This is a genomic window from Streptomyces sp. NPDC006393 (assembly GCF_040628575.1).
GTDB lineage: Bacteria > Actinomycetota > Actinomycetes > Streptomycetales > Streptomycetaceae > Streptomyces.
Map to the genome: position 1 here is coordinate 19,907 of NZ_JBEXZD010000019.1, position 17,758 is coordinate 37,664.

Consider the following 17,758-nt stretch of genomic DNA (forward strand, 5'->3'; position numbering starts at 1 on the left):
GACACGACGGCGGAGGCCTTCAAGGTCACCCGTGCGGAGCAACGCGCCTCCGGCGCGCATACAGCGCGTGCGGGTGCGCGGGTGGGTGTGCGCAGGGATGTGCGATCCGCCAATCGCTGCACATGCCTTCCCACCGACAGGTGTGACGCGCAACACTCGCAGGCGCATGAACGTTGCCGCCTAGGGCTCGACAGCCCATGGAAGTGAGGTCACGTCATGTCCGTGCACGACGACCTGACGTCGGTCCAGCGCAGTCTCGACGAGCTGCTGCGGTCGGTGGGCCGGCTGGAGCAGCAGCTCCGCGGCTCCCTGGAGATGCGCCGCGTCCGCACCGACGCCGATCACCTGCGGGAGAGCGTCGCCCTGTTGCGCGAGGCCTCCCAGGGCCCCGCCGCGGCCGAGCGCCGCCCCCTCGTCACCATCCCCGACACGCCCTACGACATGTCCCTGTGGACGGACTCGGACGACGAGGGACTCGGCGCCCGCGACCGCCACGCCCCCTGACCCGACCGGAGTCCTTACGTGGCCACTGGTACGGAACCTCCCGGCACCGACACGCCTCCCCCCACCCGACCGCCCGCCGGCGGCGTCCGCGCCCCGGCGCGCGCCGCGATCACCGCACCGCACCTGCGGACCGACCGCTGGTGGCTGGCGCCCGCCGTCACCGCGGCGGGCCTGTTCGCCTTCGTCGTGTACTCGACGTGGCGGGCCTTCGCCAACGCCCACTACTACGCGGCACCGTACGTCTCGCCGTTCTACTCGCCCTGCCTGGCGGAGAACTGCCGGACCATGCGCATGGGCCCCAACGCCGACCTCTTCGGCAGCTGGTGGGCGATCTCCCCGGCGATCATCATCCTGATCTTCCCGCTGGGCTTCCGGCTGACCTGCTACTACTACCGCAAGGCGTACTACCGCAGCTTCTGGGCGTCCCCGCCGGCCTGCGCGGTCGCCGAGCCGCACGGGAAGTACACCGGTGAGACGCGCTTCCCGCTCATCCTCCAGAACGTCCACCGGTACTTCTTCTACGCGGCGCTGCTGGTCGCGGGCGTGCTGACCTACGACACCGTGCTGGCCTTCCGGGACCAGCACTACCGCTGGGGCCACATGGGCCTGGGCACGGTCGTCTTCCTGGTCAACATCGTACTGATCTGGGCGTACACGATCTCCTGCCACTCCTGCCGGCACATCGTCGGCGGCAAGCTCAAACACTTCTCGAAGCATCCCGTGCGCTACAAGGCGTGGCAGTTCGTCGGCCGGCTCAACGCCCGGCACATGCAGCTGGCCTGGGCGTCGCTGGTGAGCGTGGCGCTCGCCGACTTCTACGTCTATCTGGTCGCCTCCGGCGCCTTCGACGATCCGCGCTTCTTCTAGAGACCCAGTGAGGAACTGACTGATGTCCGTGGTGGACCGGCAGGAGTGGGACGTCGTCGTGGTCGGTGCCGGGGGCGCCGGGCTGCGCGCCGCCATCGAGGCGCGCGAGCGCGGGGCGCGTACGGCGGTGATCTGCAAGTCGCTGTTCGGCAAGGCGCACACCGTGATGGCCGAGGGCGGCATCGCCGCGTCGATGGGCAACGCCAACCCGCACGACAACTGGCAGGTCCACTTCCGCGACACCATGCGCGGCGGGAAGTTCCTCAACCAGTGGCGGATGGCCGAGCTGCACGCCAAGGAGGCCCCGGACCGGGTGTGGGAGCTGGAGACCTGGGGCGCGCTGTTCGACCGCACGAAGGACGGGAAGATCTCCCAGCGCAACTTCGGCGGCCACGAGTACCCGCGCCTGGCGCACGTCGGCGACCGCACCGGCCTGGAGCTGATCCGCACGCTCCAGCAGAAGATCGTCTCGCTCCAGCAGGAGGACCACCGGGAGACCGGGGACTACGAGTCCCGGCTGAAGGTCTTCCAGGAGTGCACCGTCACCCGCGTCCTCAAGGACGGGGAGAGGGTGAGCGGGGTCTTCGCCTACGAACGCGAGACCGGCCGTTTCTTCGTGCTCCAGGCGCCCGCGGTGGTGATCGCGACCGGCGGCATCGGCAAGTCGTTCAAGGTCACGTCGAACTCGTGGGAGTACACCGGCGACGGGCACGCGCTGGCGCTGCTGGCCGGGGCGCCGCTGCTGAACATGGAGTTCGTGCAGTTCCACCCCACCGGCATGATCTGGCCGCCGTCGGTGAAGGGCATCCTCGTCACCGAGTCGGTGCGCGGCGACGGCGGAGTGCTGCGCAACTCCGACGGCAAACGGTTCATGTTCGACTACGTCCCCGACGTCTTCAAGGAGAAGTACGCCGAGACGGAGGACGAGGCCGACCGCTGGTACGAGGACCCGGACCACAACCGGCGCCCGCCGGAGCTGCTCCCCCGCGACGAGGTGGCCCGCGCCATCAACTCGGAGGTGAAGGAGGGCCGCGGCTCCCCGCACGGCGGGGTCTTCCTGGACGTCTCCACCCGGATGCCGGCCGAGGTCGTGCGCCGCCGGCTGCCGTCCATGTACCACCAGTTCAAGGAGCTGGCCGACGTCGACATCACGGCGGAGCCGATGGAGGTCGGGCCGACCTGCCACTACGTGATGGGCGGCATCGCGGTCGACTCCGACACGGCGGCGGCGCGCGGGGTGCCGGGCCTGTTCGCGGCGGGCGAGGTGGCCGGCGGCATGCACGGCTCCAACCGCCTCGGCGGCAACTCGCTCTCCGACCTGCTGGTCTTCGGCCGCCGGGCGGGCTGGCACGCGGCCGAGTACGCGCAGGGGCTGACGCAGGACCGGCCGCCCGTGGGCGACGCCCAGATCGACGCGGCGGCGGCGGAGGCGCTGCGGCCGTTCTCGGCGGAGGCGGAGGATGTGGCCGGCCCGCCGGAGAACCCGTACACCCTCCACCAGGAACTCCAGCAGACCATGAACGACCTGGTCGGCATCATCCGCCGCGAGGGCGAGATGGAGCAGGCCCTGAAGAAGCTCGCCGAGCTGCGGGTACGGGCGCGCCGGGCCGGGGTGGAGGGGCACCGGCAGTTCAACCCCGGCTGGCACCTCGCCCTCGACCTGCGGAACATGCTGCTGGTCAGCGAGTGCGTGGCGCGGGCCGCGCTGGAGCGCACCGAGTCGCGCGGCGGCCACACCCGCGAGGACCACCCGTCGATGGACCGCGCCTGGCGGCGGGTCAACCTGCTGTGCCGGCTGAGCGACCCGACCGGCTCCCTGGCGGCGACGGACCCGGTCCGCGGCCAGATCTCCCTCGCCCCCGAGACCACCGAACCCATCCGCCCCGACCTGCTCGCCCTCTTCGAGAAGGAGGAGCTGGTCAAGTACCTCGCCGAAGAGGAGCTGTACGAATGAGCAGCTACGAGGCCCGCTTCAAGGTGTGGCGGGGCGACGCGCAGGGCGGTGGCCTTCAGGACTTCACGGTCGAGGTCAACGACGGCGAGGTGGTGCTCGACATCATCCACCGCCTCCAGGCCACCCAGGCGCCCGACCTCGCGGTGCGCTGGAACTGCAAGGCCGGCAAGTGCGGTTCGTGCTCGGCGGAGATCAACGGCCGTCCGCGGCTGATGTGCATGACCCGGATGTCGGTCTTCACCCGGGAGGAGACGATCACCGTCACTCCGCTGCGGACCTTCCCGGTGATGCGGGACCTGGTGACCGACGTCGACTTCAACTACACGAAGGCGCGCGAGGTGCCCGCCTTCGTGCCGCCCGCCGGGGTCGGCCCCGGCGAGTACCGCATGATGCAGGAGGACGTGGACCGCTCGCAGGAGTTCCGCAAGTGCATCGAGTGCTTCCTGTGCCAGGACGTCTGCCATGTGGTGCGCGACCACGAGGAGAACAAGAAGGCCTACGCCGGCCCGCGCTTCCTGATGCGGATCGCCGAACTCGACATGCATCCGCTGGACGCGGCGGCCGAGACGGGCCTGGACCGCAAGCGCACGGCCCAGGACGACCACGGCCTCGGCTACTGCAACATCACCAAGTGCTGCACCGAGGTGTGCCCCGAAGGCATCAAGATCACCGACAACGCCCTCATCCCACTGAAGGAACGCACGGTGGACCGCAAGTACGACCCGCTGGTGTGGCTGGGATCGAAGATCAGGAGGCGGAGTTCGTAGGCGGCCGGCCGCGGACGCGGCCCGGGCGCTGGGCCAGCATCCCGACGCCCAGGCTCCCCATGAACAGGAACCAGCCGATGAGCGGCACCACGTCGAGCCTGCCGGGGAACACCCCGAGGAACATCCACAGGGCGCATCCGACGGCGCCCAGCAACTGGCCGTAGCCCCACAGCCTCGGCCGCACGACCCGGTGCCGGCCCAGCGGCACCACCCAGCCGGTCGTGACGGCCGCGACGCCCGCCACCGCCATCAGCGTCACGGCCAATGCGCCGGCGACCACCAGGTACGGATGCATGGTGATCAGCATGGCACGGGTGTCCCCCCAGGGCACTACCCGTGCGCCCAGCCCTCGCGGTACGCGGTCCAGTCGTCCTCCGTGGCGGCGAAGTCCACGTACAGGGCGACGCCGAAGCGTTGGCGGTCCGGGTCCGTGCGGGACAGGCCGAGGCGGACGCCTCGCACGGCGGCGGGGACGGTCTCGGCGTGCGCCCAGTGGCCGAAACGGTTCTCGTGGTAGAAGGGCAGGCCCATCAGCAGGTCGGTGGTGGGCGGGGTGACCTCCAGGGCGAGCGAGGTCTGCTGGGCGACATAGCCGCCGTACAGGCTCGGCAGCGGCTGCATGGTGTCGTACGACATCACGGCGATCTGGTCGACGCGGCGGGCGACCTCGCCGAAGAAGGCCTGCGACCACCACTTGGGGTGGTCGGTGAGCGTGCCCCAGACGGAGTGGAAGGCCGGGAGCGGGTCGATCTGGTGGGCGGCGACGGACAGCGTCGCCTGGTGGGCGCGGGTGACGGCGCGCAGGTCGTCGAGGAGGCCGAGGTAGGTCCGGTCACCGGAGTGCAGGGGCTCCAGGTCGAAGTGGGCGCCGTCGAAGCCGGCGTCCAGGATCCGGCGGGTGGAGTCGACCACGGCGGCCCGCGTCTCCGTCCGCTCCAGGCGCATCCCGTCGGGGCTCTCGGTGGCCAGCACGTCTCCCAGCCAGGCCTGCACACGGACACCGGGCAGCGCCCGGTGCACGGCGCCGATCAGCCAGGGGGCGTTGCGGTAGGCCGAGGGGGGCAGGGTGCCGTCGTGCTCGAGCGGGCCGGCGTGCACGTACAGGTCGCGGATGCCGGTCCCGTGCAGCCGCTCGGCGAGCGCCGCCACATCGGCGTCCTTCTTCCGCCCGTCCACCCAGGCGTGCCCCAGCCAGATCGCGTCCTGACCCCTGGTGTACGTCCCCTCGGCCGGGTCACCCATGTAGTTCACCCGCAGGGCCGTCTCGGCGGCGAGCAGGGGAAGGAGCAGGGCGAGCACCAGGACGAGGGCGCCACGGCGGACCCGGCGCAGGCGACGGCGGGCGGGGGTCTCGGCCTTCTCGGCTTTCTCGGCCTTCTTGGCCTTCTCGGTCTTCTTGGCCTTCTCGGTCTCCTTGCCGGTTCGCGGCTGCGGCTCGGGGTCGGTTCCCGGCTGCGGTTCGGTGTCGCTTCGCGGCTGTGGCTCGGCAGCGGTTTCCGGCTGTGGCTCGGTGCCGGTCTCCGGCTTCGTGCGCGGCTCCGGGTCGGCCGTGTCCGGCTCCGGGTCGGCCGTGTTCCGCTCCGCGTCGGCCGTGTCCGGCTCGGCAGTCGGTCCTCCGTCGGTGGCGTGTTCCATGCGTTTGTCCCCTCCCGCGTCGCGCCGTCTCGGCCGCCCCACCGGTGACGCAGCCCCGCTCGCGCGCCTGTGCGGGCGGTCATACGCTCCCAAATGTGACGTCACCCCGGCTCCGTGCGGCCCCGCCCCGGCGCGCGACCGCGCGTCGGCGCGGGCGGGTGGCGCGCGCCGTGCTGGGCGGCACCGCGGGAGCCGTGTGGCTGGTGCTTCCGGTGATGACGATCAACGGCGGCGGCGCGGTTGCGCTCCCCCGCGCCGGTCCGGTGGCCGCCGCCCCCGCACCACGGCAGGACGAGTCGTCGACCTCCGACCTCGTCCTGCCGCTCGTCGCCGTGGGCACGGCCGTCGTGCTCGCCGGATACGGCTACGTACGGCGCACCCGGCGGGTCAGGACCCGTACGACGCCCGGCGGTGGTCCGGGCGGCGGACCGGCCCCGCCGCCCGGCCCGTCGCCGTCCGCCGCGCTGGAGGAGCGGGCCCGCGACGCGCTCGTCCTGGCCGACGACTGCGTGCTCACCTGCCACGAGGAACTCGGCTTCGCCGAGGACCGGTTCGGCGCGGAGGCAATCGCCCCCTTCGCGCGGGCCGTGCGGGCCGCCGAGGCGGAACTGGCGGCCGCCTTCGGGATGCGCCGGCGCTACGACCACGGTCTCCCGGCGGACACCGCGGGGCGGAGGCAGGCGCTGGCCGGCATGATCGGGCGCTGCGAGGAGACGGGCCGGCTGCTGGACGCGGCGGCCGACGGCTTCGACGAGCTGCGCGGCCTTCGGCGGGGTGCGGGCGGGGCACTGGAGGTCGCGGAGGCACGGTTCCGGGAGCTGACCGGGCGCACGGCGGCGGCCGGGCCGGCGCTCGCCGCGCTCGGTGAGCGGTACGGCCCGGAGGCCGTCACGTCCGTCACGGGATACGTCGAACAGGCCAAGGACCGACTGGTGTTCGCCACGTCCCGGCTCAACCGGGCACGGCAGACGGCGGACTTGGGTTCGCCGTCGGGCGCCCTCCCGCATCTGCGGGCCGCCGAGGGGGCCGTCGCCCAGGCCGGGGTACTCGTGGGCGCCGTCGAGCGGCTCGCCACGGAACTGTCGTCCGCCGCCCGCCTCGTACCGGCGGCGCTGACCGGCGCGGAGGCCCGCCTCGCACGGATCCGGCCGGGCACCGAGGCCGCCGCCGCCCGGCTGGGCGGAGGCCCGGCCCGCGCGGCGGTGACGGCACCGGTGCCGGGCGAGTCGTCCGGGGGGCCGGTGCCCGGCGGCCCGCCCGGCACCGCGCCGGACTCGGGTGCCGCCGGAAGTCCCGCCTCCTCGGAGCGAGCCCGCGCCGACGCGCCGGCCGCCGCCGGCAGGGCTCCGGCCGTCGTGCCGGGGGGCGTCGGCGGGACGGGCCCGGGTGCGCCGGAGGCGCCACGGGGGCCGGCGGCGCCGCGGGCCGCGGGGGTGGCTTCCGAGGTGGTCCCCGTCGATCTTCCCGTCGGGGAGTTGCGGGCACGGCTCGGGCATGCCGACCGGGTGCTGGCCGGTGTGCGGGAGGAGCTGGTCGCCGGGCCGTACGATCCGCTGGACGCCCTGCGGCGGATCGTACGGGCGGTCGCGCCGGTGCCGGTGGGCGGGGGGCGGGCCGGGGTGCTCTCGGCCGCCGCGGAGCTCGTCGCGCGCAGCGCCACCGCGGGCGCGGCGGACTTCGTCGCAACGCACCGGGCCGCCGTGGGTGTCGCCGCCCGCACCCACCTCGCGGAGGCGCGGCGTCTTCTCGACTCCGATCCCGAGGCCGCCGACTCCCTGTCCCGGCAGGCCCGTGACCTCGCCGAGCAGGACGTACGGGTGCACGGCAACCCGTACGCCGGGGACACCGAGCCCGCCGCCGGGATCGCGGGCGCCCTGCTCGGCGGGGTCCTGCTGGGCGAGGAGCCGGACGGCGGACCGCCGACGGGCTTCGGCGGGCCGCACACCCGGGGCCGATGGCGCACGCCGGCGTAGGCCGGCCCGAGCCGCCGGTGTTCGCGGCGCGGTTCAGAACAGGCTCAGCAGCGCCTCCGCCGGGTCGGTGAGGGTGTTCTCGCCGTCCGGGAGCGGGAGTTCGAACCAGACCGTCTTGCCGCGCGGGGTCCGCCGGGAGCCCCAGGCGGCGCTGAGCAGGCCGACGAGTTGCAGGCCCCGGCCGCCCTCGTCGGTATCGCGGGCGCGGCGGCGGCGCGGCTGGACGAGCCCGGAGTCCCACACCTCGCACACCAGCGTGCGGTCCAGCAGCAGCCGGAGTCTGATGTCGCCCTCGCCGTAGCGCAGGGCGTTGGTGACCAGTTCGCTGACGAGGAGTTCGGTGGTGTCGACCAGCGGTTCCAGGTCCCAGGCGAGCAGTTGGGCGCGGGCGTACTCGCGGGCGCGGCCCACGCTGCGCGGCTCGCGGGGCAGGGTCCAGTCGCCGACGGACTCGGCGGGCAGTCCCTGCACGCGGGCCATCAGCAGCGCGATGTCGTCCTCGCCGTGGTGGCTGCCGAGCGTGTTGAGGACGTGGTCGCAGACGTCCTCCAGGGGCCGGCCCGGGTCCGTGAGCGCCCCCACGAAGGCCTGGAGGCCCTCGTCGAGCGGATGGTCGCGGGACTCGACCAGGCCGTCGGTGTAGAGGGCCAGCAGGGCTCCCTCGGGGAGTTCGACCTCGACCTCCTCGAAGGGTTCCCCGCCGACGCCGAGCGGCATGCCGGGCGGGACGTCCAGCATCAGCGCCGGCTCGCCGGGTTCCACCAGGACCGGCGGGAGGTGGCCGGCGTTGGCGAAGGTGCACCGCCGGGTGACCGAGTCGTAGACGGCGTAGACGCAGGTGGCGAGGTAGACCTCGGAGAGGTCGGCCTCGCGGGGGCGGCGGGCGGCGCGGGTGGCCTGCTGGACGCCTCCGGGCGCGCCGAGGCCGCGGGCGATCTCGTCCAACTGGGAGAGCACCTCGGCCGGTTCGAGGTCGAGCAGGGCCAGGGTGCGGACGGCGGTGCGCAGTTCGCCCATGGCGACGGCGGCGCGCAGGCCGCGGCCCATGACGTCGCCGACGACCAGCGCGGTGCGGTGGCCGGGGAGTTCGATGACGTCGAACCAGTCGCCGCCGACCTCGCTGGGCCGGCCGGTGGCCGCGTTGCCGGGCAGGTAGCGGCAGGCGATGTCCAGTCCGGAGGCCTCCGGGTCGCCGGGCGGCAGCAGGGAGCGTTGCAGTATCAGCGCGCGCTCGTGTTCGCGCCGGTAGAGGCGTGCGTTGTCGATGCAGACCGCGGCCCGTGCGGCGAGTTCGACGGCGAGGGCGCGGTCGCGGTCGCCGAACGGCTCGCTGCCCTTGGTCCGGGCGAACTGCGCGAGTCCTACGACGGTGTCGTGGGCGACCATCGGGACGGCCAGCGTGGAGTGCACCAGCCCGCCCTCCTCGCCGGCCACGATCTGGGGGCGGGCGGTGCGCAGGGCGTCGGCGCACCGGGAGTTGAAGGGGAAGTGGTGGACGGAGCCGACCTCGACGGGCTCGCCGGTGCCGGCGGTCAGGGGTGCTCCGGAGACGGCGCTGGCGAAGGCGACGCGGCGCAGTTCGGCGCTGCCGTCGGCAAGTCCGGACGGGGTCTCGTCGCCGGCCAGCAGGCCCTGGTAGAGGTCGACGGTGGCGAGGTCGCAGAAGCCGGGGACGACCACGTCGAGGAGTTCGCGGGCGGTGGTCTCCAGGTCCAGGGAGTTGCCGATGCGGGCGCCCGCCTCGTTGAGCAGGGCGAGATTACGCCGTGCGGCGGCGGCCTCGCGGGCGGCGGCGCGGCGGGCGGTGATGTCGGTTCCGAGCCAGGCGATGCCGATGGGGCGGCCGCTGCCGCTGTGCACGCGGTAGAGGTTGATGGACCAGTGACGGCGTTCGTCGGAGCCGGGGACGAAGCCGGTGACGTGCATGTCCGTGATGGACTCGCCGTTCTCCAGCACCCGGCGCAGGGTCGCCGTCACCCGGTCGGCCTCGGCCCGGGGCAGGTAGTCGTGCACGCCCTTGCCGCGGTGGTCGTCGGGCTTGCCGCCGAAGATGGAGGCGAAGCGCTCGTTGGCGCGGCGGACCCGCAGGTCGGTGTCGATGAGCAGGAAACCGAAGGGGGATTGGCCGAAAATCGCCTGGGACGCGGCGAGGTCGGTCTCCATCCTCCGCAGGATGCGGACGTCGACGACGATGCAGACGGCGGCCTTGTCGCCCTCGGCGGTGCGGGTCGGCATGACGTAGACCTCGGCCAGTCCGCTCGGGCCGCGTTCGGCGCGGACGACGGTCCCGTCCTCGGCCGGGGCCGGCAGCCGGAAGGGGACGACGCCGGTCCACTCCCGCCCGTCGAGGATCTCGGCCATCTTGCGCTGACCCAGTTCCCGCTGGTCGGGGTCGATGAACGCCTTGATGGGATCCATGCCGACGGCCTGCTCGGCCGGGATGCCGAACAACTGCTCGGCGCGCAGGCTCCACTGGTCGACGTGGCCGTCGGGGCCGATGGAGAAGGACGCTACCTTGATGTAGTCGTAGATGGAGCCGGGCGGACTGCTCTGCCACATCGCGTCCGCGGGTGGCGCCATCTCGTCGGTGGCACCGCCGCCCGCGACCCCCGTCCTCGCGCCGTCCGACGGGTCCTCGGACTCCGTGGCCTTCGCTGGTATCTCGCTCACGCGAACCGTCCCCTCCAGCTCACCGCGTCCGGCACCGGTCACCGGGGGCGGCTGCCCGCAGTATCCAGCACTACGGCGCCGCGCAACACGGTGTTCACGATCACAGGACCATCCCGATGCTTTTCGGTCCGGCCTGTGACAACACCATGAGTCTTCTAACCAGGCGACACCCCGTCGAATCCCGTTGCGGCGAGCATCCGCCGCGGACGGCCGTCACGGACGGCCGTCAACGGCTCGTGCCGGCACCGCCAGTTCGAACCAGACCGTCTTTCCGGTGTCGTCCGGCCGGGTTCCCCAGCGGCGGGAGGCGGACGCGACCAGTTGCAGACCGCGCCCGCTCTCGTCCTCGGGGCGGACCGGACGTTCGCGGGGCGGGTCGGGCAGCGGGTCGGAGACCTCGACCAGCAGCACGTGGGGCAGGCCCGGCGGGCGCACCAGTCTCACGCCGATGGGGCCGCGGGCGTGCCGCAGCGAGTTGGTGACCAGCTCGCTCACCAGCAGGGCGGCGGTGTCCTGGACGCTGTCCAGCTCCCAGGTGCGCAACTGTCCCCGGACAGCGGCACGAGCCGTGCGCACCACACCGGGTTCCGCGGCAAACGTCCACTCGGCGCAGTCGCCTTCGGTGTCGATCACGCCGATCACTTCCCAGGCCAGCGAGCCCGCATGTCCGGTTTCATGGGGTTAATGGGCACATACCCGGTATCCGGTGCCCAGTACCGCCCCCTGCGGCAGCCCGCTCGGCGGTTCACGCATCCGGTGGGGCGGCGCTCAGACGCGGGAGGGCGGCCCGTACGGCGGGGACGTCCTGGTCCAGCCACGGCACGGTCCAGATGTCGGACGGCGTCAGCCAGCGGAGTTCGTCGTGGTCCTCGAGGGGGGCGGGGGCGGCGGAGCCCGGGCACAGATGTGCCGTCCACACGTGGAGTTCGTAGGGCGGTCTCAGCGGCCAGCTGCCCGGAATCCGCTCGACGGCCTCTGCCTCGACGCCGAGTTCTTCCCGCAGTTCACGCACGAGAGCGGCCTCGGGCCGCTCACCGGGTTCGACCTTCCCGCCGGGCAGTTCCCAGCGGCCGGCCAGCTCCGGGGGCGCGCTGCGGCGGGCCGCGAGCAGGCGGCCGCCGTCGAGCAGGGCGGCACCCACCACCACGATCCGTTCGGTCATGCGCCGGAGCCTACGGGAGCCGGCCGGGGCCGGCGTGGGCCGGTGGTCGGCCGATGGTGTGCCGGTGGTGTGCCGGTGGTGGGGTCAGTTGTCGGTGGTGGCCTCCGTGGGGTTGGAGCTGTCCCCCACGCGTTCGACCCAGTAGAGCTGGCGGTGGCCACGGCTGTCGAGGCTGTCGGCGATCTTCTGCGCCTCGGCGCGAGTGGCGTACCTGCCGACGCGGTAGCGATTGCCGTTGTCGTCCTGGCGGACGACCAGCCAGGGAAGAGTGATCGTGCCGTCGTTCATGTCCCGCCCCACTGCTCCTTCCCGCCCCTACGGGCTTGCGCCCGCGCCCGGCTCGCGACCCCCACCGCGCCCCGCCGCCGGGGAAACCGCAATGCGCATATGCCCGAGCCTACGCCCTACCTTCACGCAGCGAATACGCCTTTTCACAAAGAGGTAGGCAACCGGCCAGTACACAGGGGGCGCACGATGCCGAACACGCCGCCCGCGAACCTGGCCACGCACGGTCAGCGACGCGCCGCGCGCCTTCCGGGTGACGCTGACGACCTGCGAGAACGGCCGGAATCCAGCCCCCATCGGACGCGGCGCGGGGCGGTGCGTGCGGCCCAGGTCCGCGCGAGCCCCCACCGAGGAGCGCACGACCGCGCGGGCCGGCTCACCGCGCGGGCCGGATTTCGCGTGTGCGGGAGTGATGTGCGGCCGGATGGTGGGTTACTTCACCGGGAGACGGTGGGTTACTTCACCGGGAGGTGGTAGGCGACTCGGTAGCGGTCGGCGGGGATCACGACGTCCGCCGTCTCGACGGCGCGGCCGGAGGCGTAGAAGGTGCGTTGGATCACCATCACGACGTGGCCGGGGACGCCGCCCAGGGTGAGCAGTTCCTCGGCGAGGCCGGGGCGGGCGCCGACCTCCTCGGTGACATTGTCGACGATGACGTCGATGGCGCTCAGGCGCTCGACGACACCCATGCCGCCGAGCGGTCCTTCCTCGGGGAGCATCACGGGCGTGCGGCCGGTGAGGGCGAGCGGCTCCCAGGAGGTGGAGAGCATCATCGCCTCGCCCGCGTCCCGGAAGACGTACTTGGTGCACATCACGCGGTCACCGGGCTTGATCCCGAGCCGTTCGGCGATCGCGCCGCTCGCCTCGGCCTGCGCGCTGTGCGACTCCCAGGTGCCACGCGCCTCGGCGGCCGCCTGCTCCTGCCGGAACGGAGTCGCCCCGGCGGCCGGCCGGAAGCCGGAGCGGGCCACCCGGCGCGGCACGGGCCGCTCGCGCACATACGTCCCCGAACCGGAGCGGCCCTCGACCAGCCCCTCGGCCATCAGCACCTTGCGGGCCTCCAGCGCGACCGTGTCCGAGACGCCGTACTCCTCGCGGATCCGCGCCTGCGAAGGCAGCCGGGTGTGCGGTGGCAGCTGACCGTCGACGATCTTCTTGCGGAGGTCACCCGCGACACGCAGATACGCCGGCTGCTCACCGAAAGTCACTGGCCACTCCCATCAGGTTGTACAGACAGCAACAGCGTGGCAACCGTGGGTTGTAACGTGCAAGCGAAGGCCAGAGAATCACTCGATGTGATGACTTGTGGGGCCGCGAGGCATCGTCCAGGCACTTTCATCCCCGCTCCGGACGTTGTCACACCTGCCCGGCCACGCGGTCTGCCGTGCCCGGCCCACGGCCGCCCCCACGGAAACTCCGAGCGACGACACAGGCCGGGCCCATAGCCTTGCGCGCAGTGACGGCTGAGGGGTGACAGATCACCGGGGAAGCGGGGGGTGCCGCATGCAGGTGTCAGAGGCGACCGTCCCGGCGGTCAACGGGCTGACGGCCCGCTGGGCGGACCGCGCGGGCGACAGCGACCGCGGCACGGTGTTCTCCGCCGCGGGGGTGTGGCCGCTGCTGGCGTTCCTGGCCGACGGCGCCGGGGGCGCGGCGCGCACGGAGCTCGCCGGTGCCGTGGGCCTGCCCGCCGATCAGGCGGCCGTCCACGCACGGGAGTTGCTCGGCGCGCTCGACGGCCTGCGCGGAGCGGAGTCGGCCCTCGGGCTGTGGACGAAGCGCACCCTGGCGCTGCGGGAGCGGTGGGCGGCCGGGCTGCCGGCCGGGACGCACGGCGTGCTCTCCGGAGACCCGGCGGCCGACAGGGAAGCCCTGGACACATGGGCGCACCAGCGGACCGGCGGCCTGATCGACGCCATGCCGGTCCCGGTGACGGAGGAGACCCAGCTGGTGCTGGCCGGCGCGCTGACCGTGCGCACGGAGTGGCTGAGGCGCTTCCACGAGGGGCTGCTGGAGCCCGGGACCGGACCGTGGCGGGGCCGGTCGCTGCGCGGGCTGTACCGGTCGAGCACGCTGCTGGACCGGGTCGGGGTGGCGGACACACCGGAGGGTCACGTCACCGAGCTGAGGGTGCTCGGGAACACCGCCGTCGACGTCCATCTCCTGCTGGGCGAGGAACACATGACGCCGGACCAGGTGCTGCGCGCGGGCATCGGCGTCCTCGGGCGCAGGCACTCCGTCGTGCCCGGGCCGCGGCTCCCGTTCGGTGACGCGGGACCCGGGCTGCGGGTCCGGAGGGTGCGCAGCACCCGGCCCGAGCCGCCCACCCTCCACGTGCGGACCGTGGCGTACGACCTGTCCGCGCACCACGACCTGCTGGCCCTGCACCGGCTGTTCGGGCTGACCACGGCCCGCGACGACTCGTTCGGGCACTTCCCCGGCATCAGCGACTTCCCGCTGGCCGTCGGATCGGCCGCGCAGGCGGCGGTGGCGACGTTCGGGCCGCTGGGGTTCCGCGCGGGTGCGGTCTCGGCGTTCGGCGCGGTCGCCGGCTGCGCCATCCCCGAACCGCGCTACCTGACCACCTCCGTCGACACCTCCTTCGACCGCCCCTTCGGCTTCCTCGCCCTGCACCGCCACACCCGCCTGGTGCTCGCCGCGGGCTGGGTCACCGACCCGGAGCCGTACCCAGAGGACCCCTGGGAGGACGACACGCACGACGGGTGACGACCGGGAAGGCGGGCGTGCGGCGTGGCCGTCCTGCCAGGGCGTCGGCGGACCCGCACCCTTGACCTGCGCATAACCTGCCCACATGACACCTCTGCCGGACCGATACTGCCCCACCGACGGCAACCGCGTCCCCGGTGACTCGCTCGCCTGGTGCTGCCCGTCCTGCCGCGGCCCCCTGGACCTCGACTTCGCCCCCACCCCCGCGCCCCTGAAGTCCCTCACCGGACGCGTGAACTCGCTGTGGCGGTACGCCGAGACGCTGCCGCTGTCGTCGCCCACCGTGTCCCTGGGCGAGGGCCGCACCCCGCTCGTGGAGCTGACGGACGGGGTGTCGGCGAAGCTCGACTACATGATGCCGACGCTGTCGTTCAAGGACCGCGGCGCGGTGATGCTGGCCGAGCTGGCGCGGCGGGCCGGCCCGCGCCGGGTGGTCGCGGACAGCAGCGGCAACGCGGGCACGGCGATCGCCGCGTACTGCGCCCGCGGGCGGCTGCCGTGCACGGTGTACGTCCCGCTGGGCACGTCCGCGAAGAAGCTGGAGCAGATCGAGGCGCACGGCGCCCGGGTGGAGGTGGTCGACGGCGACCGGGAGGCGGCGGGCGCGGCGGCGCGACGCGCGGCGGACGAGCCCGACACCTTCTACGCCTCGCACGTCTACAACCCCTATTTCCTGCACGGCACCAAGACGTACGTGCACGAGCTGTGGGAGGACCTCGGCGGGCGGCTGCCCGACGTGCTGGTCGTGCCGGTGGGCAACGGCACGCTGCTGCTCGGCGCGGCCCTGGCTGTCGCCGAGCTGTACGGGGCCGGCCTGCTGGACCGGCGTCCGGCACTGTGGGCGGTGCAGGCGGCGGCGGTGGCCCCGCTGGCCCGCGCCTGGGAGGAGGGCGCGGAGGACCTGACCGGGACGACCTCCGTGGCCCCGACCCACGCGGAGGGCATCGCCATCGCCCGGCCGCCCCGGGCCCGTCAGATCCTGCGCGCGGTACGGGACTCGGGCGGCACCTTCCTGACGGTCACCGAGGACCGGATCCGCCACGCCCAGCTGGACCTGGCCTCGCGCGGCCTGTACGTCGAGTCGACGGGCGTGGCCTGCTGGGCGGCCGTACGGGAGGGCGCGCTCGGCGGCCGGTCGGCGGTGGTGCCGTTGTGCGGGGCGGGGCTGAAGTCGGGGCTGGCACGAACATGACCGCTCAGCGGAGCGGGGTTCTCGCACGGGCGTGACGGCACTCCGGGGTGCGGAGGCGGAGCCTGGGCTCAGTCGTCGAAGACGGTGGCGCGGGCGCGCTTCTCCCAGGCGGCAACGTCGCCGCGCACCTGGTCGAGGTGGTCGAGGACGCCGGTGACGCCGTCGTCGCCCAGAGGCAGCCGCAGCGGGGTGTCGTCCGACTCCAGGGCGGCGAGGATGAGCTCCGCCGCCTTCACGGGGTCGCCGGGCTGGGCGCCGTCGCCGCCGGAGACGAACGCGCGGGTCTCGCCCACCTTGGCGTACACCCCGCTGTCCGCGCTCACCCCGGCCCGCCCGGTGCCGAACAGGGAGGTGCGGAAGGCTCCCGGCTCCACGATCAGCACCTTGACGCCGTACTCGGCGACCTCGTCCGCCAGCGCCTCCGACATGCCCTCCAGGGCGAACTTCGTCCCGCTGTACGCCCCGAAGCCCGCGAAGGACATCTGCCCGCCCACGCTGCTCATCTGCACGATCGCGCCCGAGCGCCGCTCGCGCATGTGCGGCAGCACCGCGCGCGTCAGCGCGGCCGGACCGAAGACGTGCAGGTCGAACAGGTCGCGCAGCTCCTGGTCGGTCGTCTCCTCCAAGGCGCCGACGTGGGTGCGGCCGGCGTTGTTCACCAGCACGTCGATCCGGCCGTGCCGGGACACCACGTCCCGTACCGCGGCCTCGCCGGCCGCCGTGTCGGTGACGTCCAGCGTCAGCGCCTCCATCTGGTCGGGCCACGCGGCCACCAGGTCGGCCAGCGTCTCCGGCCGCCTGACGGCGCCCACCACCACGTCACCGGCGGCGAGGGCGGCCTCGGCGATCGCCCGCCCGAAACCGCTGCCCGCACCGGTGATCAGCCACACCTTGTTCATGAGCCCTCCTGGGTTCGATTCCCGGGTTCCCCCAGGTTTCCCCGCGTTCGTCGTCAGGGCACCAGCGTCTGGTCCGAACCGGTGGCGCGTCCAAGACCCGGCGTGATAACCGATGGTTATGACAGGGGACGTGCATGTACGAGATCTGCGCTACTTCGTCGCGGTGGCCGAGGAACTGCACTTCACTCGCGCCGCCGAGCGCCTCTACGTGTCCCAGCCCGCGCTGAGCAAGCAGATCCGCGCGCTGGAGCGGCAGTTGGGCGTGGACCTCTTCGAGCGCCGGCCGCAGGGCGTCGCGCTCACCGAGGCGGGCACGGTGCTGCTGCCGCACGCCCGGCGGGTGCTGGAGGCGTGGGCGGAGGGCTCCGGCGCGGTGGAGTCGGCGCGGGCGGCGCTGCGGGGCACGCTGGTGGTGGGCATGAGCACCAGCCCGGGGCGCGGCGGGCTGCTGCCGGCGATCCGCTCCCGCTTCACGGCCGCACGGCCGGGGACGTCCCTCAGACTGCGGCAGGTGAGCTGGGAGGACCCGACGGCGGGCCTGGCGGAGGGTGCCGTGGACGTCGCCTTCGTGTGGCTGCCGCTGCCGGACCCCGAGCGGTACGGCTGGACGGTGGTCGCCGAGGAGCCGCGGCTGGTCGCGCTGCCCGAGACGCATCCGCTGGCCGCCCGTACGGAGGTGGACTTCGCGGACCTGGCCGGACTGCCGTTCCTGGCGCTGTCGCGGGCCGCCGGTCCGCTGCGCGACTACTGGCTCGCCCTGGACGCCCGCGGCGGCAGCCCGCCCGTGATCGGCGCGGAGGTGGCGAGCACCGAGGAGACGTACGAGGCGCTGGTCGCGGGGCTCGGGGTGTGCCTGGTCGCGGCCGGCAACGCGCCGCTGATCAGCCTGGGCGGGGTGACCACCCGGCCGGTGCGCGGCATCGGGCCGAGCCGCTACGCGCTCGCCTGGCGCCGCGAGGACGCCGACCGGCCCCTGGTGCGCGCGTACGCGCAGGCCTGCCGGCTGGCCGCGAAGGACGGCTGAGACGCCGGCCCGGGACGACCGAGCACACCCGCCCGGGGACGGCCAAGACACCGCCCGGGGGCGGCCAAGACACCGGCCGGAGGCGGCCGAGCACACCCG

16 protein-coding genes are annotated in these 17,758 nt (G+C 73.5%); 8 read left to right on the forward strand and 8 right to left on the reverse strand.

From position 1 onward, the window contains the following. Positions 1-216 precede the first annotated feature (216 nt). The 4 genes from ABZ484_RS11440 to ABZ484_RS11455 are packed head-to-tail and all read left to right on the forward strand — an operon-like array spanning position 217 to position 4,092. Positions 217-504 (forward strand): hypothetical protein, encoded by a 288-nt coding sequence (locus ABZ484_RS11440; RefSeq protein ID WP_358865669.1) that lies wholly within the window; start codon positions 217-219, stop codon positions 502-504. 18 nt (positions 505-522) lie between these two features. Then, entirely contained in the window at positions 523-1,371 is an 849-nt protein-coding gene (locus ABZ484_RS11445) for a hypothetical protein (RefSeq protein ID WP_358865670.1), read from the forward strand. Positions 1,372-1,393: 22 nt separating this feature from the next. After that, positions 1,394-3,325 carry a fumarate reductase/succinate dehydrogenase flavoprotein subunit gene (locus tag ABZ484_RS11450; RefSeq protein WP_358865671.1) on the forward strand — a complete coding sequence of 644 codons (1,932 nt, stop codon included), beginning with the start codon at positions 1,394-1,396 and terminating at the stop codon, positions 3,323-3,325. Next, the gene (locus ABZ484_RS11455; protein WP_358865672.1) at positions 3,322-4,092 is read left to right on the forward strand and encodes a succinate dehydrogenase/fumarate reductase iron-sulfur subunit; all 771 of its coding nucleotides are present in this window, start codon (positions 3,322-3,324) and stop codon (positions 4,090-4,092) included. The genes ABZ484_RS11450 and ABZ484_RS11455 overlap by 4 nt, the downstream gene beginning before the upstream one ends. Here the strand turns inward: ABZ484_RS11455 and ABZ484_RS11460 are convergent. Together ABZ484_RS11460 and ABZ484_RS11465 are read right to left on the reverse strand one after the other, a co-directional pair. Next, positions 4,073-4,399 (reverse strand): hypothetical protein, encoded by a 327-nt coding sequence (locus ABZ484_RS11460; protein WP_358865673.1) that lies wholly within the window; start codon positions 4,397-4,399, stop codon positions 4,073-4,075. The genes ABZ484_RS11455 and ABZ484_RS11460 overlap by 20 nt on opposite strands. A 23-nt stretch (positions 4,400-4,422) precedes the next feature. Beyond that, complete coding sequence (locus ABZ484_RS11465) at positions 4,423-5,727, reverse strand: hypothetical protein (RefSeq protein ID WP_358865674.1); 1,305 nt, start codon at positions 5,725-5,727, stop codon at positions 4,423-4,425. 215 nt (positions 5,728-5,942) lie between these two features. Here ABZ484_RS11465 and ABZ484_RS11470 point away from each other — a divergent pair, with 215 nt between their 5' ends. After that, positions 5,943-7,700, forward strand: a complete 1,758-nt coding sequence (locus ABZ484_RS11470) for a hypothetical protein (RefSeq protein ID WP_358865728.1) — start codon at positions 5,943-5,945, stop codon at positions 7,698-7,700. A 33-nt stretch (positions 7,701-7,733) separates the two neighbouring features. On the opposite strand, the gene ABZ484_RS11475 is transcribed toward ABZ484_RS11470, so the two are convergent. From ABZ484_RS11475 to ABZ484_RS11495, 5 genes are all read right to left on the reverse strand, one after another. Continuing rightward, positions 7,734-10,370 carry a SpoIIE family protein phosphatase gene (locus ABZ484_RS11475; protein WP_358865675.1) on the reverse strand — a complete coding sequence of 879 codons (2,637 nt, stop codon included), beginning with the start codon at positions 10,368-10,370 and terminating at the stop codon, positions 7,734-7,736. Between the two features lie 213 nt (positions 10,371-10,583). Then, on the reverse strand, positions 10,584-11,012 hold the full coding sequence (locus ABZ484_RS11480) for an ATP-binding protein (RefSeq protein WP_358865676.1): 429 nt from the start codon (positions 11,010-11,012) through the stop codon (positions 10,584-10,586). Positions 11,013-11,115: 103 nt separating this feature from the next. After that, a complete protein-coding gene (locus tag ABZ484_RS11485) occupies positions 11,116-11,532 on the reverse strand; it encodes a (deoxy)nucleoside triphosphate pyrophosphohydrolase (RefSeq protein WP_306189503.1) in 417 nt (138 codons plus the stop codon). Positions 11,533-11,616: 84 nt separating this feature from the next. Next, complete coding sequence (locus ABZ484_RS11490) at positions 11,617-11,820, reverse strand: SPOR domain-containing protein (RefSeq protein WP_358865677.1); 204 nt, start codon at positions 11,818-11,820, stop codon at positions 11,617-11,619. Between the two features lie 452 nt (positions 11,821-12,272). Next, a complete protein-coding gene (locus ABZ484_RS11495) occupies positions 12,273-13,025 on the reverse strand; it encodes a GntR family transcriptional regulator (RefSeq protein ID WP_358865678.1) in 753 nt (250 codons plus the stop codon). Between the two features lie 295 nt (positions 13,026-13,320). Between ABZ484_RS11495 and ABZ484_RS11500 the strand changes: the two genes are divergently transcribed. Both ABZ484_RS11500 and ABZ484_RS11505 read left to right on the forward strand, forming a co-directional pair. Beyond that, positions 13,321-14,544, forward strand: coding sequence for a serpin family protein (locus ABZ484_RS11500; protein ID WP_358865679.1), 1,224 nt, complete (start codon positions 13,321-13,323; stop codon positions 14,542-14,544). 85 nt (positions 14,545-14,629) lie between these two features. Beyond that, complete coding sequence (locus ABZ484_RS11505; protein WP_358865680.1) at positions 14,630-15,736, forward strand: pyridoxal-phosphate dependent enzyme; 1,107 nt, start codon at positions 14,630-14,632, stop codon at positions 15,734-15,736. A 68-nt stretch (positions 15,737-15,804) separates the two neighbouring features. Here the strand turns inward: ABZ484_RS11505 and ABZ484_RS11510 are convergent, their stop codons facing one another. After that, entirely contained in the window at positions 15,805-16,635 is an 831-nt protein-coding gene (locus ABZ484_RS11510; protein ID WP_358865681.1) for an oxidoreductase, read from the reverse strand. Between the two features lie 112 nt (positions 16,636-16,747). Here ABZ484_RS11510 and ABZ484_RS11515 point away from each other — a divergent pair, with 112 nt between their 5' ends. Then, positions 16,748-17,659, forward strand: coding sequence for a LysR family transcriptional regulator (locus tag ABZ484_RS11515; RefSeq protein ID WP_358865682.1), 912 nt, complete (start codon positions 16,748-16,750; stop codon positions 17,657-17,659). The last annotated feature ends 99 nt before the right edge of the window (positions 17,660-17,758 follow it).